16 protein-coding genes are annotated in these 14,429 nt (G+C 67.0%); 12 read left to right on the forward strand and 4 right to left on the reverse strand.

Annotation, left to right across the window (positions count from 1 at the left end; all coding sequences use genetic code 11):
* Positions 1 to 26 precede the first annotated feature (26 nt).
* The 6 genes from ARC78_RS09510 (at position 27) to ARC78_RS09535 (ending at position 4,155) form a co-directional block, all read left to right on the forward strand.
* A complete protein-coding gene (locus tag ARC78_RS09510; protein WP_057506178.1) occupies positions 27 to 815 on the forward strand; it encodes an ABC transporter ATP-binding protein in 789 nt (262 codons plus the stop codon).
* A complete protein-coding gene (locus tag ARC78_RS09515; protein ID WP_057506179.1) occupies positions 815 to 1,564 on the forward strand; it encodes an MlaE family lipid ABC transporter permease subunit in 750 nt (249 codons plus the stop codon). The genes ARC78_RS09510 and ARC78_RS09515 overlap by 1 nt, the downstream gene beginning before the upstream one ends.
* A gap of 100 nt (positions 1,565 to 1,664) precedes the next feature.
* Positions 1,665 to 2,186: an outer membrane lipid asymmetry maintenance protein MlaD gene (mlaD, locus tag ARC78_RS09520; RefSeq protein ID WP_054660674.1), complete on the forward strand. Its 522-nt coding sequence runs from the start codon at positions 1,665 to 1,667 to the stop codon at positions 2,184 to 2,186.
* Positions 2,183 to 2,851: an MlaC/ttg2D family ABC transporter substrate-binding protein gene (locus ARC78_RS09525; protein WP_057506180.1), complete on the forward strand. Its 669-nt coding sequence runs from the start codon at positions 2,183 to 2,185 to the stop codon at positions 2,849 to 2,851. The genes mlaD and ARC78_RS09525 overlap by 4 nt, the downstream gene beginning before the upstream one ends.
* Positions 2,841 to 3,149 carry an STAS domain-containing protein gene (locus tag ARC78_RS09530; RefSeq protein ID WP_057506181.1) on the forward strand — a complete coding sequence of 103 codons (309 nt, stop codon included), beginning with the start codon at positions 2,841 to 2,843 and terminating at the stop codon, positions 3,147 to 3,149. The genes ARC78_RS09525 and ARC78_RS09530 overlap by 11 nt, the downstream gene beginning before the upstream one ends.
* A 1-nt stretch (position 3,150) precedes the next feature.
* Positions 3,151 to 4,155 (forward strand): MlaA family lipoprotein, encoded by a 1,005-nt coding sequence (locus ARC78_RS09535; protein WP_057506182.1) that lies wholly within the window; start codon positions 3,151 to 3,153, stop codon positions 4,153 to 4,155.
* 73 nt (positions 4,156 to 4,228) lie between these two features.
* Here ARC78_RS09535 and ARC78_RS09540 read toward each other — a convergent pair whose 3' ends face one another.
* The gene (locus tag ARC78_RS09540) at positions 4,229 to 4,774 is read right to left on the reverse strand and encodes a glutathione peroxidase (protein WP_054660073.1); all 546 of its coding nucleotides are present in this window, start codon (positions 4,772 to 4,774) and stop codon (positions 4,229 to 4,231) included.
* Positions 4,775 to 4,927: 153 nt separating this feature from the next.
* Entirely contained in the window at positions 4,928 to 6,481 is a 1,554-nt protein-coding gene (locus ARC78_RS09545) for a DNA recombination protein RmuC (protein WP_054660075.1), read from the reverse strand.
* An 80-nt stretch (positions 6,482 to 6,561) separates the two neighbouring features.
* Between ARC78_RS09545 and ARC78_RS09550 the strand changes: the two genes are divergently transcribed.
* The 4 genes from ARC78_RS09550 to ARC78_RS09565 all read left to right on the forward strand — a co-directional run bounded on the left by ARC78_RS09550 (position 6,562) and on the right by ARC78_RS09565 (position 9,348).
* Positions 6,562 to 6,741: a hypothetical protein gene (locus tag ARC78_RS09550; RefSeq protein WP_057506183.1), complete on the forward strand. Its 180-nt coding sequence runs from the start codon at positions 6,562 to 6,564 to the stop codon at positions 6,739 to 6,741.
* A 15-nt stretch (positions 6,742 to 6,756) separates the two neighbouring features.
* Positions 6,757 to 7,380 carry a leucine efflux protein LeuE gene (leuE, locus tag ARC78_RS09555; RefSeq protein WP_057506184.1) on the forward strand — a complete coding sequence of 208 codons (624 nt, stop codon included), beginning with the start codon at positions 6,757 to 6,759 and terminating at the stop codon, positions 7,378 to 7,380.
* A 26-nt stretch (positions 7,381 to 7,406) separates the two neighbouring features.
* Positions 7,407 to 7,766, forward strand: coding sequence for a DUF488 domain-containing protein (locus tag ARC78_RS09560; RefSeq protein ID WP_057506185.1), 360 nt, complete (start codon positions 7,407 to 7,409; stop codon positions 7,764 to 7,766).
* 148 nt (positions 7,767 to 7,914) lie between these two features.
* On the forward strand, positions 7,915 to 9,348 hold the full coding sequence (locus ARC78_RS09565) for an amino acid permease (RefSeq protein WP_057506186.1): 1,434 nt from the start codon (positions 7,915 to 7,917) through the stop codon (positions 9,346 to 9,348).
* A gap of 208 nt (positions 9,349 to 9,556) precedes the next feature.
* Here ARC78_RS09565 and ARC78_RS09570 read toward each other — a convergent pair whose 3' ends face one another.
* Positions 9,557 to 10,798: a dipeptidase gene (locus tag ARC78_RS09570; RefSeq protein ID WP_054659566.1), complete on the reverse strand. Its 1,242-nt coding sequence runs from the start codon at positions 10,796 to 10,798 to the stop codon at positions 9,557 to 9,559.
* Positions 10,799 to 11,127: 329 nt separating this feature from the next.
* Positions 11,128 to 12,297, reverse strand: a complete 1,170-nt coding sequence (locus tag ARC78_RS09575) for a class I SAM-dependent rRNA methyltransferase (protein WP_054659570.1) — start codon at positions 12,295 to 12,297, stop codon at positions 11,128 to 11,130.
* Between the two features lie 280 nt (positions 12,298 to 12,577).
* Between ARC78_RS09575 and ARC78_RS09580 the strand changes: the two genes are divergently transcribed.
* Together ARC78_RS09580 and ARC78_RS09585 are read left to right on the forward strand one after the other, a co-directional pair.
* Positions 12,578 to 13,534 (forward strand): TerC family protein, encoded by a 957-nt coding sequence (locus tag ARC78_RS09580; RefSeq protein WP_054659568.1) that lies wholly within the window; start codon positions 12,578 to 12,580, stop codon positions 13,532 to 13,534.
* Positions 13,535 to 13,631: 97 nt separating this feature from the next.
* On the forward strand, positions 13,632 to 14,423 hold the full coding sequence (locus tag ARC78_RS09585; RefSeq protein WP_057506187.1) for a rhomboid family intramembrane serine protease: 792 nt from the start codon (positions 13,632 to 13,634) through the stop codon (positions 14,421 to 14,423).
* Positions 14,424 to 14,429 lie beyond the last annotated feature (6 nt).

The raw sequence follows: 14,429 nt of genomic DNA on the forward strand, positions 1-14,429 counted from the left end.
ACGTTGTTTTTCCGTTAAAGGCCACCATGCCCGCTTCCCGGACACCCCTGGTGCAGTTGTCCAACGTGCGCATCGACCGCGGCGGGCGCACGATCCTGCGCGATGTTTCGCTGCAGGTGCCGCGCGGCAGCATCACCGCCGTGCTCGGCCCTTCGGGCAGCGGCAAGTCGACGATGCTGGCGGCACTGACCGGTGAACTGCGGCCGGTGGCCGGCAACGTGCGCCTGTTCGGGCAGGATCTGCCGCAGGGCAGCCGCGCGCTGCTGGAGATGCGCAAGAACATCGGCGTGCTGCTGCAGGGCAACGGCCTGCTGACCGACCTGAGCGTGGCCGAGAACGTGGCCCTGCCGCTGCGCGCCCATACCCGTCTGCCCGAGCCGGTGCTGCGCCGCCTGGTGGAGATGAAACTGCACGCGGTGGGCCTGCTGGCCGCCGCCGACGCCTGGCCGCGCGAGCTGTCCGGCGGCATGGCCCGGCGCGTGGCGCTGGCCCGCGCGCTGGCGCTGGACCCGCCGCTGATGATCTACGACGAGCCGCTGACCGGGCTGGACCCGATCGCCTCGGGGGTGATCATGAGCCTGATCCAGCGCCTGAACGACAATCTGGGCCTGACCAGCATCATCGTCAGCCACCACGTCCACGAAACCCTGCCGATCTGCGACCAGGCGGTGGTGATCGCCAATGGCGGCATCGTGTTCTCCGGCACCCCGGACGCGCTGCAGGCCAGCGCCGATCCGCTGGTGCGGCAGTTCCTGCATGGCCAGCCGGATGGCCCGATCCCGTTCGATGCCGCCCCGCGCGCGAGGACTGCCTGATGCCGTTTGTTGCCTCGATCCGTTCGCTCGGCCGTGCCGGCCTGTTCTCGCTGACCGTGCTGCGCGGCTCGCTGCCGACCCGCGATTTCCTGGCCGAGCTGACCCGCGAGGTCTACAAGATCGGCGCGCGCTCGCTGCCGATCATCGCCGTGGGTGGCGCCTTCGTCGGCCTGGTGCTGACCCTGCAGGGCTACCGCACGCTGACCACCTTCGGCGCGGCCGATGCGCTGTCCACCCTGCTGGGCCTGTCGCTGTACCGCGAGCTGGCGCCGGTGCTGACCGCGCTGCTGTTCATCGGCCGCGCCGGCAGCTCGATCGCCGCCGAGCTGGGCCTGATGCGCGCCACCGACCAGATCAAGGCGCTGGAGCTGATGGCCATCGATCCGATCGCCAAGGCGGTGGCGCCACGCTTCTGGGCGGCGGTGCTGACCGTGCCGCTGCTGACCGGCATCTTCTGCTCGCTGGCCATCGCCGGCGGCTGGTTCGAAGCGGTGCACATCCTGGGCCAGGACAACGGCACGTTCTGGTCGGGGCTGCGCGGCAGTGTCGATTTCTGGGACGACTTCGTCGTGGCCCTGCTCAAGTCGGCGATCTTCGGCGGCACCGCGGCGCTGGTGGCGGCCTACGTGGGCTTCCACGCCGAGCCGACCATCGAAGGCACCTCGGTGGCCACCACCCGCGCGGTGGTCAACGCCTCGCTGCTGGTGCTGATGTTCAATTTCGTGCTGTCGGCGCTGCTGTTTCAATAGCGCGAGTCCCTCGCAAAAACCTGCACGTCCATCTGCAGGATCAAACGAACAACCCGCTTCGCGCTGCGAAGCATCTGCTGGATCAGGAGTGAGATAACCAATGGCCATCCGTGGACCCAGACTTGAATTTTCCGTCGGCGCCTTCCTGCTGCTGGCGCTGGCCTCGCTGCTGGTGCTGGCGGTGGCCTCGACCAACCAGCGCTTCGGCCTGGGCGGCGGCGACTACGTGCTGAAGGCGCGTTTCAGCCAGATCGGCCAGCTGCGCGCGCAGGCGCCAGTGAAGGTCGGCGGGGTGACCATCGGCCAAGTGGCTGATATTCAGCTCGATCCGGTTAAATACGATTCCATCGTCACCCTGGCGCTGGACAGCAAGTTCAAGGATCTGCCCGCCGATACCTCGGCCGGTATTTTCACCAGCGGCCTGCTGGGCGAAAGCTATATCGGCCTGCAGCCGGGCGGTGATCCGGACGTGCTCAAGTCCGGCGACGAGATCGTCTTCACCCAGCCGGCGGTGGACCTGATCCAGCTGGTCGGCAAATACATGTTCAGTGGCGGCGGGACGACCGCCGGCGACAACGACTCCACCGGCGCCGACGCGCCTGCAACGGAACCGCAACAATGAAAGTGAAACTGCTGACCGCCCTTCTCGCTTCGGCCCTGCTGGCCAGCGCACCGTCGCTGCTGATGGCGCAGGCGCGTCCGGCCGCCACCGCCGCCCAGCCCAGCGCCGCCGGCCGTACCGTGCTGGACGCGAGCACCCGCATCCTCACCACGCTGGAAACGCGGCGCAGCGAGTTCCGCACCAACCCGGCGGCGCTGCGCAGCTTCATCGATGGCGAGCTGAGCCGCGGTTTCGACCGTGACTACGCCGCGCGGCTGGTGCTGGGCGTACATGGCCGCGGCGCCGCCGATGCCGATGTGAAGCTGTTCGCCGATGCAATGGCCGACAACCTGATGGCGCGCTACGGCTCGACCCTGCTGGATATCCAGGGCAAGCCCAGCTTCCGCTACAAGAGCGAAACCGCGCTGCCGGGCGGCCGCGGCGTCAAGGTCTCCACCGAGCTGGTGCGCGCCGGCAGCGAGCCGACCCCGGTCGAATACCTGATGCGCAACGTCAACGGCCAGTGGAAGATCTTCGACGTGATGATCGAAGGCATCTCCTACGTGCAGACCTTCAAGAACCAGTTCGACACCCCGCTGCGGCAGAAGTCGATCAAGCAGGTCGCCGCCGATCTGCGCAGCGGCAACATGCAGCCCGCGACAGGACCGACTCCCCGTGGCAAGTGACGCCACCTGCCGCATCGAGAATGGCACGCTGCACCTGGCGGGCGCGCTCGACCGCGCCGCGGTGGTGGAGCTGTGGCCCCAGCTGGCGCGCGCGCTGGGCCCGCTGCGCCAGCTGGATCTGCAAGCGGTGGAACGCGTCGACAGCGCCGGGCTGGCGCTGCTGGGCGAGATCGCCGCGCGCCTGCGCGCCAACGGCGGAGGTGCCATAACCGGCACGCCGCCCGGACTGGACGAACTGCGCGCCGCCTACCGGCTGCTGCCGGACCTGGATTTCAACGCCTCCCCGGCTGGACGCTGATATGAGCCTGTTACGCACACTCCCCCTGCTGGCCTGCGTGGCCGTGCTTGCCGCCTGTGCCGGCAAACCGGTCCGCGATGCCGGACCGGCAGACCGCCTGGTCTCCCCGGCGGCGACCCCGGAGGTCGCGATCGTGCCGGTACCCGGCGCGCAGACCGCAGACACCGCACCGGCGTCGCCCGCTCCCGCCCCCTCCCCGGTGGTGGCGGACACCGGTACCGGCCAGACCGCCGCCCCTACCGATGCCGAGGACGATTTCGCGGCGCTGTACGGTGGTCCTGCTCCCGGTGCGCCGGCCGAGTCCGGGGCGGGCGGCAACGCCCGCTCCAGCTACGACCCGTGGGAGAAGTACAACCGCAAGGTGCACCACTTCAACATGGTGGTGGACCGTGCGGTGGCGCGGCCGATCGCCACCGCCTACGTCAACGTGGTGCCCCGTTTCGCGCGCACCGGCGTGACCAATTTCTTCAGCAACCTGCGCTCGCCGCTGACCCTGGTCAACCAGCTGCTGCAGGGTCACCCGGACGATGCCTGGGACACGCTGGGCCGCTTCTTGATGAACTCCACGTTCGGCATCGGCGGTCTGTTCGATCCGGCCAGCAAGGCGATGGTGCCGCGCCGCAGCGAGGATTTCGGCCAGACCCTGGGGGCCTGGGGCTGGCGTGGCTCACGCTATGTGGAGCTGCCGTTCTTCGGTCCGCGCACCGTGCGCGACGTGTTCGGCATGGCCGGCGATATTCCCCTCTCACCGGTGCGCACGATCGAGTCGGACAAGGTCCGCATCGGCCTGCAGGGCCTGCAGCTGGTGGACATGCGCGTGCAGTTGATGGCGGTGGACGCGCTGCGCGATACCGCGGTGGACGAGTACGCCCTTACCCGCGATGCGTGGCTGCAACGCCGCAACTACCAGATCGAGAAGGATCTGCGTGGTGCCCGGCAGCGCGATGACGAAGAGCAGCCGACCATCCCGGTCGACGCCATGCCGATGCCCGACTGGGGCAACTGACCGGCAACGCCAGAACAAAAAAGCCCGGTATTCCCGGGCTTTTTTTGTGCTTTTTGCCGAAGCCGCGGCCTGATCAGGCCGCCAGGGCCGCGTCGATGGCCTGGCGCAGGCCGGCATCATCGGCGGCGGTATCCGGCGCGAAGCGGCCGATCACCTTGCCGTCCTTGCCGATCAGGAACTTCTCGAAGTTCCACAGGATGCCCGGTGCCGGATTGGGTTCGATATTGAAGCCGAGCAGCTTCTCGCGCATCGGGCCTTCGCCGGTCGCCACCGGCTGGGCCGCGATGAGCTGACGGTACAGCGGATGCACGTCGGCACCGGCGACGTTGATCTTGGCGAACATCGGAAAACTCACGTCATAGGTCAGCGCGCAGAACTGCTTGATCTCCTCCTCGCTGCCCGGCTCCTGCCCGTTGAAGTTGTTGGCCGGGAAACCCAGCACTTCCAGTCCGGCGTCCTTCTTTTCGCGATAGAGCTTTTCCAGGCCTTCGTACTGCGGGGTCAGGCCGCACTTGGAGGCGGTATTGACCACCAGCAGCACCTTGCCGCGGTAGTCGCCCAGCGAGGCCGGAGCGCCGTCGATGGTGGTCAGCGGGATGTCATACACGGAAGCGGTCATAGCGGTTCCTGATCGGGAGGGGAGCGCAAGCATAGATCGGCAACCGGTCCGTTGCGTGCCGCTGGTATCAACACTCTGTTTTTCATTTTCATCACCGCCGCCCCCGGATGGCCCGGGCCGCCTCAATGTGACCGGGCTGTGCACAACAGCTACTCAGTCAGCAGATTGGTCGGCATCGTCAGCCAGACTGCGGATGGTGTCTGGCTGCAGTTCCGGTGGCAGTGCCTTCTTGGCCTTGGCGCCCAGTTCGGCCAGGCGCCGTGCGCGGTTGGACAGTGATTGCGGAGAATCGGTGAGCCGGTTGCGTGCCTTGGCGAAGGACTGATTGGCCTCGTCCAGTTTTTTGCCCACCGCGTCGAAATCGGCCAGGAAGGCGACCATCGCATCCAACACCTTGCCGCCGGTATCGCTGATTTCCAGTGCCTGCCGCTGGACCTTGTCGCGCGTCCACAGGCGTTCGGTTACCCGCAGCAGCGCCATCAAGGTGTTGGGTGAAGCAAACACCACACGGCGGTCGAAGGCGAAGGATTGCAGATCCATATCCGCACCCAGTGCCGCAGACAGCGCGCCCTCGATCGGAACGAAGGCGATGGTCACATCCAGCGCATCACCGCCCAGCGCCTTGGGGTAGTTCTTGTCGCCCAGATCCTTGACGTGCTGGCGCAGCGCCACGGCGTGGCGACGCAACGCATCTTCCTGCTGCTCCGGAGAGCCTGAGTTCATCGCTTCCTGCCATGCGATCAGGTTGACCTTGCTGTCGATCACGACACTGCGCTGGTCCGGAAAACGCACCACCACGTCCGGGCGCAAGCTGTCGCCATCGTCATTGGTGACGTGGGCTTGCCGCTCGTAGTGCACGCCTTCTTCCAGTCCAGAACCACGCAGCACGTTGTCGAGCATCAGCTCGCCCCAGTCGCCGCGTACCTTTGCGCTGCCCTTGAGCGCGCTGGTGAGCGCGGCGGCCTGCTGCGCCATGTCCTGGTTCAGGGTCTTGAGCTCGCCCACCGCACCGAGCAGGCTGGCGCGTTCACGGGCTTCGTCGTTGTACAGCGTGTCCACACGCTGGCGGAATTCGCTGAGTTTTTCCGAGAACGGCTTGAGCATGGATTCAAGGTCAACGCGCGATTGTCCCGTGGCCACACGCACGTTCTTTTCAAACTGCTGACCGCGCTCCTCGAACACCTTGCCGGCCAGTTCAGTGAACGCGCTGGAGAGGTTTTCCTTTGCCGAACCCACCCAGCTACGCAGTTCCTCCTGTGCCTGGCGCGCATGCAGCAGCTCGGCATGCAGGCGCGAGTTTTCGGTTTGTACTTTCTGCAGCACATCGCGCTGCCGCTCCGCAGCGGCCATAAGCTCCGCGCTTTGGCCACGTGCATCAGCAAGCGCCTGATCGCGCTCGAACAACTTGGCCTCCAGCTCCGCCACCGTCGCCGCTTCGCGCTCGATGCGTTGGCTCAACACCGACAGCGAGCGTTGCTGCTCGGCCTGTTGGCTGCGTTCGTGATCAAGCTCTGCGACCAACGACTCCAGGCGGCCCCGCAGCTGCCCCGCTTCCACCGCGGCGGCGGTCGTGCGTTGGCGTTGGCCATCCAGTTCGCGATTGAGTGCCTCCGTTTGTCCCGCACCGCCAGTACGACGGAACAGGAACACCAGAAGGACGATGACGGCGACCAGCAGGCTGGCCAGGATCAGAGTTTCAGTATGCATGGCGGAAAGTGTAGCCATCCCGGTCTCAGCAGCTGCGCCGCATCTGCGATCATGTACGCCCCCAGCCGTTGTCCCCCGCCATGAAGCCGCTGTCGCTGCTGTTGTCCCGCCTGTTGGCCATGCGGCCGTTCACCGCCACCGCGCCGGTTCCGGGTGGCTACTGGCGCACGGGCAAGCTGGACATCACCGGCGACCGCGACCGCCTGCCGGCGCTGGTCGACGCGCTCGAGCAGCGTCTGGCCCAGCAGCGCGCGCGCTGAGCCCGGAGTCCCCCCATGCCGTGGATGGGTATCAACGATCTGGGCACCTTCGTGGTGGCCGTCATCCTGTTTCTGATGCTGCCGGGCCCGGGCACCTTCACCCTGCTCACCGCCACCGCGCGCGGCGGTGTGCGTGCCGGCTATGCGACGCTGGCCGGGCTGATGCTCGGTGACCAGATCCTGATCGCGATCGCCGCCACCGGCGTGGCCGCGCTGCTGCAGGCCCACCCGCTGCTGTTCGCCGGCCTGCGCTATGTCGGTGCCGGCTATCTGGTGTGGGTCGGCGCCCAACTGCTGCGCGAGCCGGCCACCCCCGATAGCGCCAGCCCGGCCCAACACGGCCGCCGCTGGTTCCGCCAGGCGCTCCTGGTCGGCGTGCTGAACCCGAAGGCGATCCTGTTCTACATGGCGTTCTTCCCGCTGTTCATCGACCCGGCGCGGCAGCGCGGCGCCCTGACGCTGGCAACCATGGCGCTGCTGATCGCGCTGCTGAGCATCGGCTGGTGCTCGGTGCTGATCTTCGGCGGCCAGTTCATCGCCCGGCGGCTGGCCGGCTACCCGCGGGTGGGCGTGTGGCTGCGCCGCGCGGTCGGCGTATGCTTGATCGGGTTCGGGGTGCGGCTGGGTCTGGAAGGCTGAAACGCTCCGGCGCTGCGGAGGTCGGCATGCTCATCCATTGCAAACGCGCCTATGAACCGGCCACGGCCGACGACGGCCAGCGCTTCCTGGTCGACCGCCTGTGGCCGCGCGGGGTCAGCCGCGAACGGCTGCAGGCGACCTGGCTGAAGGAGGTCGCGCCCAGCGACGGACTGCGCCAGTGGTTCGACCACCGCGCCGAGCGTTGGGATGCGTTCCGCCGGCGCTACTGGCAGGAACTGGCCGCGCAGCCACAGCGGCTGGCACCGCTGCGCGATGCGCTCGATGCCGGCCCGGTGACGCTGGTGTTCGGCGCACGCGATGAGCAGCACAACCAGGCGGTGGCACTGCGCCACTACCTGCTGGCCCACCCGCGCCGAAGCACCTGACGGCCCCGTGTTTTTTTGTGCCGGTTCCGTCACCTGACCGCGCCCTGGACGTACAACCCCGTGGATCGGCGGGTTTTTCTGGCTTTGCTGCACTGCGTTCGCCCACACTCGCCCCCTTTCCCGAATCACCACGAACCGTGAGGTCCGCATGCAGTCCTGGCTCCGGCGCAAATCCATCGACCAGCTCACCGAACACGAGGAAGGCCGCCGGCTGATTCCCTCGCTGAGTTGGCCCCATCTGATCGCGCTGGGCATTGGCGCCATCGTCGGCACCGGTATCTACACGCTGATCGGCGTGGGCGCCGACAAGGCCGGCCCGGCGGTGCTGCTGTCGTTCATCATCGCCGGGGTGATCTGCGCCTGCGCGGCGCTGGCCTATGCCGAGCTGTCGACGATGATGCCGGCCGCCGGCAGCGCCTACACCTACAGCTACAGCGCGCTGGGCGAGACCATCGCCTGGGTGGTGGGCTGGAGCCTGATCCTGGAGTACTCGCTGGTGGTCAGCACCGTGGCGGTGGGCTGGTCGGGCTACTTCGTCGGCTTCCTGGAATGGCTGCACAGCTCCTTCGGCTGGAACGTGGTGCTGCCGCAGGCGCTGGCCGCCGGCCCGCACGTGGAAGGCGGCTTCCTCAACGTCCCGGCGATCGTGATCACCTTCCTGGTGGCCGGCATGCTGATGGCCGGTACCAAGGAAAGCGCCACGCTCAACGCGGTACTGGTGGTGCTCAAGCTGATCGCGCTGGCGGTGTTCGTGGCCGTGGCGCTGCCGGCGTTCAACGTCGAGAACCTGCAGCCGTTCATGCCCTACGGCTTCCCCAAGTCGCTCGGCCCGGATGGCGTCGAACGCGGGGTGATGGCGGCGGCGGCGATCATCTTCTTCGCCTTCTACGGCTTCGATGCGATCTCCACCGCGGCCGAGGAAACCAAGAATCCCAGGCGCGACCTGTCCATCGGCATCATCGGCTCGATGGTCGGCTGCACCATCATCTACCTGCTGGTGGCGCTGGCCGCGGTCGGCGCGATGAGCTACACGGTGTTCGGCAAGAGCGCCGAGCCGCTGGCGCTGATCATGCGCGAACTGGGCCACGGCACCGCCGCGCTGGTGATCGGCATCGTCGCCATCATCGCCCTGCCGACGGTGCTGCTGGCGTTCTTCTACGGCCAGAGCCGCATCTTCTTCGTGATGTCGCGTGACGGCCTGCTGCCGCGCAGTCTGTCGCTGGTGAACAAGCGTACCGGCACCCCGGTCACCATCACCCTGTTCACCGCGGTGCTGGTGGCCGCGCTGGCCGGTGTGGCGCGCCTGGACGAGATCGCCGCGCTGGCCAATGCCGGCACCCTGGCCGCGTTCACCGCGGTGGGGTTGTGCTTGCTGGTGCTGCGCCGGCGCGAGCCGGGCCGCGAGCGCAAGTTCCGTGCGCCGCTGGCGTGGCTCATCGGCCCGGTCGCGATCGCCGGCTGCGTCTACCTGTTCTTCAGCCTGCCCACCCGCACCCAGCTGTGGTTCCTGGCGTGGAACGCGATCGGCCTGGTGGTCTATGCGCTGTACAGCCGCCGCAATGCGGTGCTGGGCAAGCAGTAATCCACAGCCTGTTTGTGGATAAATAGAAAGGCGGGCCATTGGCCCGCCTTTTTCGTTGTCGCGACCTGGCCGCGGGAACCGATATCTCCATGCCGCTGTGGATAACCGCAGCCGCGACCGAAGCCCTGCACAGCGCGCGACCAGACCGGCAGAGGCCTTGTCCACGGCCGGTTGTGGATAACCCCCGGCGGCCCGCCGTGCCCGCGGCTCAGGGTGTGGCGTGCGTGGCCGCGTACTCCTGCGCCTGGCGCATCACCCGCAGCACGTTGCCGCTCCAGATGTTGGCGATCTGCGCCTCGCTCAGGCCCCGACGCTGCATCCAGGCGGTGATCTTGGGCAGGTCGGCGGCGTCTTCCATGCCGGTCACGCCGCCGCCGCCGTCCCAGTCCATGCCGATGCCGACATGGTCCGGGCCGACCACGTCCAGCATGTGGCCAAAGTGCGCGAAGAAATCCTCCAGCGTGGCTTTGCGCTGTGGATATTTCTGGTCGAGCTCGGCCATCGCCTTGCGCAGTTCCACGCCCTTGGCCATGGTCATGTGCTCCCAGCCGCCCAGGCGCTTTTCCAGTTCTTCCTCGGCCTGCTTGCGCTCGGCACTCTTGGTCTCGTCGACCAGGTAGCCGCCATAGGCATTGGCCTGGATCACCCCGCCCTTGGCCGCCAGCTGGCGCAGGCGCGCGTCATCGAGATTGCGCGGGTGGTGGTAGATCGCCTTGGCCGAGCTGTGCGAAAGGATGAACGGCACCGGCATCATCGCGATCAGGTCATCGAACACCGCATCGGAGGCGTGCGACTGGTCGATCACGATGCCCAGCTTCACCGCCTCGTTGACCAGCGCCTTGCCGGCCGGGCTCAGGCCCTTCCACTCGGCGCCCTTGGGATCGGTGGCCGAATCGGCGAACTCGTTGTTGGCAAAATGCACCGTGGACAGCAGGCGCAGGCCGGCCTTGTGGTAGTAGCTGAGCAAGCTGGGGTCGGCCACCAGCGGGCTGGCGTTTTCCATGCTGATATAGACCACGCGCTTGCCGGCGGCCTTGATCTTCGCCGCATCATCGGCGCTCAACGCCAGCTGGAACGTGTCCGGATTGGCGGCCAGCATTTCGTGGATCTGCAAGATCCGCTGCAGGCCGTGGTCGCGCTCGGCCAGGTGCGCGGCGCGGCTGCGGTCGCCCTGGTCGGTATAGATGGCGAAGAAACCGCCATCGAGCGCCCCCTCGACCATGCGCGGGTAGTCCACCTGCGACAGCGCGTTGTGGTCATGGCGCCGCATGATGTTGAAATCGGCCCGGGCGAAGTTGGCCGGGGTGTCCAGATGCGAATCCAGGGTCAGCAGCGTGCGCTGCAAGGTGCTGGCCTTGGCCAGTTCGGCGGCGCTGAACTCCACGGCCGACGCCGCCAGCGGAACGCACAGCGACAGGGATACCAGCAGGGACAGCGGACGCAGCATCATCAGGCCTCACCTTCGACGGAAAGGCCCGACCATAGCGCCGCAGGGCCGCCGCCGGCCAGTGACGGACGGCATGCCTGGCGCCGGGAAAGCACGCCGCCGTCGCCCTATCGCACCGTAGAACGACCCCGCCTTGATCGCACCGCGGCTGATTGCCACGCGCCGGCGCCTTCGGCCACCGGGACGGCAGGCCCCGCGATGTGGCCACGGCCGCGACTTTGCCGGTCAACAGGGAATTTCATCCACAAGCGGGTGTGGATAACAAAAAGGCGAGCCGAGGGCCCGCCTTTTCGGCTGTGGCCGCTGCCACGGGCAACGGCCGTGCTGCAGCGTCAGTCCAGCACGCGGCAGAACACCGCCTTGAGGTAACGCGATTCCTGCACGTGGGCCATGAACGGATGGTCCGGGCCGGCACCGGCCACCTTCAGGATCTGGATGGTGCGACCGGAGAAGTACGAGGCACGGCGCAGCATGTCCAGGAACTCCTGCTCGCCGACCAGGCCGGTGCAGGAGAACGTGGCGAACAGGCCGCCGGGCTTGACCACGCCCAGCGCCAGCTTGTTCATGTCCAGGTACTTCTTCAGCGCGGTGATCACCTGGTCGCGGTCGCGGGTCATCTTGGCCGGGTCCAGGATCACCACGTCGTACTGGTCGCCGCGGTTGGCCGCATCACGCAGCCACGGGAAGATATCGGCCTGCACGAACCGGGGCTTGGCGTTGTTCAACCGCGCATTGCCCTTGGCGATCTGGATCACGTCCTGGTCGATGTCCACGCCCAGCACTTCACTGGCGCCACGGGCGGCGGCATACACCGCAAAGCCGCCGGTGTTGCAGCACAGGTCCAGCACCGACTTGCCTTCGACCTGCTGGCTCAACCACTGCCGGTTCTCGCGCTGGTCGGCGAAGAAACCGGTCTTGTGCGCGCCGGCCGGGTCGGCGCGGAACTTGATGCCGTACTCGGTGATCACCGCCGGTTCGGTGGTGGTATTGCCGTGGAAATCGAAGCTTTCCTGCTTCTGCACGTGCTCGTCGGCGAAGCTGTGGAAACGGCAGCCCGGGAACTGCTCGCGCAGCGCCTCGTAGATCCACTCACGGTGGCGGAACATGCCGGCGGCGAAGAACTCGACCACGATCAGGTCGTCATAGCGGTCCACCACCAGCCCGGACAGACCATCGCCTTCGCTGTGGACAACCCGCCAGGCGTTGGTGGTGTCATCGAGCTTGAGCACGTCCCGGCGCAGCGACACGGCCGCGGCGATCTTGCGCGCGAACCAGGCCTGGTCCACCGCCACGTCCGGATGGGTTTCCAGGATGCGCACGGCGATGCGCGAGTGGCCGTTGTAGAAACCACGACCGATCCACTCCCCGTCCACGCCGACCACGTCGACGATGGTGCCCGACTTGGGCTTGACGGCAGGCTTTTCGACCAGCTTCTGGAAAATCCACGGGTGGCTGGAGCGCCACGCGTTCTTCAGGCGTACGACGGGAAGTGGGGTATTCATGGCGCTATTGTAGCCGCGCACCGGCCCCTGCCCGTCACGTATTCATTGACTGCAACGCCTGCAGGCCGCAGTATCTGGCGCAGAAGGGGAGTAGCTCCCAGACGTTGTCGCCGTCAGTTCGAGCCGCAAGGTTCCGGTGCAACGGCAGTTCCAATCACCGGAACTGTGAGCAAGACCTTCGCCGCATTGGCGAAGCTCTGTCCCGGTCTCCCTTCGATTCCGCGTCCAGCTCTTGGCCTGTGTGGTCCAAAGAACCCTCTTATGACCGGAATTTTCCATGATCCAGACAATCGGTAATCCCTGGCTGTGGGGCGGCTTCATCGCCGTCGTCATCGCCGCCCTGCTGATCGACCTGGTGCTGATGCGCCACGGCGGTCCGCACAAGGTCACGTTCAAAGAAGCCCTGCTGTGGTCGCTGGGCTGGGTGGCGCTGGCCTTGGCCTTCAACGCCGGCCTCTGGTACTACCTGAACGAAACCGCCGGCGCGGCGGTGGCCAATGAAGTGGGCCTGCAGTTCCTGACCGGCTACCTGATCGAAAAAGCCCTGGCGGTGGACAACATCTTCGTGTTCCTGCTGATCATGGGCTACTTCGCGGTACCCGAGACGGCGCGGCAACGCGTATTGATCATCGGCATCCTGGGTGCCATCGCGCTCCGTACGGTGATGATCTTCGCCGGCACCGTGCTGGTGAACCAGTTCCACTGGCTGCTGTACGTGTTCGGCGCGTTCCTGCTGTTCACCGGCTGGAAGATGTGGTTCGCCGCCGGCCAGGAACCCAGCCTGGATGACAACCCGGTGCTGAAGTTCATGCGCAAGCACCTGCGCATCACCCACGAGTACAACGGCAACCGGCTGATGGCCGAGAAGAACGGCGTGCGCTGGTTCACCCCGATGTTCGTGGTACTGATCCTGATCGCGGTGACCGACGTGATCTTCGCGGTGGACTCGATCCCGGCGATCTTCGCCATCACCACCGACCCGTTCATCGTGCTGACCTCCAACGTGTTCGCGGTGCTGGGCCTGCGCGCGATGTTCTTCCTGCTGGCCGGCATGGCCGACCGCTTCCACCTGCTGCCGTACGGGCTGGCGGTGATCCTGGCCTTCATCGGTACCAAGATGCTGCTGATCGACATCTTCAAGATCCCGGTGCCGGTGTCGCTGGGCGTGGTCGCCGCGATCCTGGTCACCACGGTGATCCTGAGCCTGAAGATCCCGGCCAAGCACAAGCACGGCTGATCCGCCTTGCCGGCGGCGGGATTGTCCTGTCGCCGGCACACCGGTTCCCACCCGCGGCGCCCTTGCAATCGGCGGGGCTGCCGCAAGGTCTGAGGTCATGGATACGCCTACCGCGCCTGACGCCGGCGACAACCCGGCCACCCACGACCGCCGCCGCGTGCTGCGCGCTTTCAACCTGAGCCTGGGTTTCGTGCTGCTGCTGGTGGTGATGTTCACCGTGCAGCGCAGTGGCTGGGACTGGCGGCCGTGGTCGGTCGCCCCGCTGGACAGCCATGGCCTGCTGGGCCTGCTTGGCGCGCCGCTGCTGCACGGCTCGATCGAGCACCTGGGCGCCAATGCGGTGGCCCTGCTGATCCTGGGCACGCTGGCCGGCAGCGTTTATCCACAGGCCACCGTGCGCGCGCTGCCGCTGCTGTGGGCAGGTTCCGGGCTGGGCGCCTGGCTGCTGGGCGATATCGGCAGCCACCATCTGGGCGCCAGCGGCGTCACCCACGGCCTGATGTTCCTGGTGTTCGTGCTGGGCCTGTTGCGCCGCGACCGCCCGGCCATTGCCGCCAGCCTGATCGGCTTTTTGTTCTACGGCAGCATGCTGATCACCATCCTGCCGCACGAGCCGGGGGTGTCCTGGCAGTCCCATATGGGCGGCGCCGCGGCCGGGGTGATCGCCGCGCTGCTGTTCCGCAACGCCGACCCGCGCGCACCGCGCAAGCGCTACAGCTGGGAGGACGAGGAAGAAGAAGCCCTGGCCGAGGACGCTGTGCTCGACCACGAACTGGAACAGCGCGCGCCGCACGACGTGCCGGTGTTGTGGCAGCCGCGCCAGGGCCGCGACTACGAGGTGGTGGTGCCGTTGCGCCGCCGCGATCCGGACCAGCCTCCACGCGAGTGAGCCCCG

Source organism: Stenotrophomonas pictorum JCM 9942 (assembly GCF_001431585.1).
Taxonomy (GTDB): domain Bacteria; phylum Pseudomonadota; class Gammaproteobacteria; order Xanthomonadales; family Xanthomonadaceae; genus Stenotrophomonas; species Stenotrophomonas pictorum.

What these genes read in the sequence shown, in the direction of transcription:
- ARC78_RS09525 (WP_057506180.1), top strand. Translation starts at nt 2,183, where the DNA reads ATGAAAGTGAAACTGCTGACCGCCCTTCTCGCTTCGGCCCTGCTGGCC.
- ARC78_RS09585 (WP_057506187.1), top strand. Translation starts at nt 13,632, where the DNA reads ATGGATACGCCTACCGCGCCTGACGCCGGCGACAACCCGGCCACCCAC.
- ARC78_RS09570 (WP_054659566.1), bottom strand. Translation starts at nt 10,798, where the DNA reads ATGATGCTGCGTCCGCTGTCCCTGCTGGTATCCCTGTCGCTGTGCGTT.
- ARC78_RS09535 (WP_057506182.1), top strand. Translation starts at nt 3,151, where the DNA reads ATGAGCCTGTTACGCACACTCCCCCTGCTGGCCTGCGTGGCCGTGCTT.
- ARC78_RS09510 (WP_057506178.1), top strand. Translation starts at nt 27, where the DNA reads ATGCCCGCTTCCCGGACACCCCTGGTGCAGTTGTCCAACGTGCGCATC.
- ARC78_RS09550 (WP_057506183.1), top strand. Translation starts at nt 6,562, where the DNA reads ATGAAGCCGCTGTCGCTGCTGTTGTCCCGCCTGTTGGCCATGCGGCCG.
- ARC78_RS09515 (WP_057506179.1), top strand. Translation starts at nt 815, where the DNA reads ATGCCGTTTGTTGCCTCGATCCGTTCGCTCGGCCGTGCCGGCCTGTTC.
- ARC78_RS09560 (WP_057506185.1), top strand. Translation starts at nt 7,407, where the DNA reads ATGCTCATCCATTGCAAACGCGCCTATGAACCGGCCACGGCCGACGAC.
- ARC78_RS09540 (WP_054660073.1), bottom strand. Translation starts at nt 4,774, where the DNA reads ATGACCGCTTCCGTGTATGACATCCCGCTGACCACCATCGACGGCGCT.
- mlaD (WP_054660674.1), top strand. Translation starts at nt 1,665, where the DNA reads ATGGCCATCCGTGGACCCAGACTTGAATTTTCCGTCGGCGCCTTCCTG.
- ARC78_RS09545 (WP_054660075.1), bottom strand. Translation starts at nt 6,481, where the DNA reads ATGCATACTGAAACTCTGATCCTGGCCAGCCTGCTGGTCGCCGTCATC.
- ARC78_RS09565 (WP_057506186.1), top strand. Translation starts at nt 7,915, where the DNA reads ATGCAGTCCTGGCTCCGGCGCAAATCCATCGACCAGCTCACCGAACAC.
- leuE (WP_057506184.1), top strand. Translation starts at nt 6,757, where the DNA reads ATGCCGTGGATGGGTATCAACGATCTGGGCACCTTCGTGGTGGCCGTC.
- ARC78_RS09575 (WP_054659570.1), bottom strand. Translation starts at nt 12,297, where the DNA reads ATGAATACCCCACTTCCCGTCGTACGCCTGAAGAACGCGTGGCGCTCC.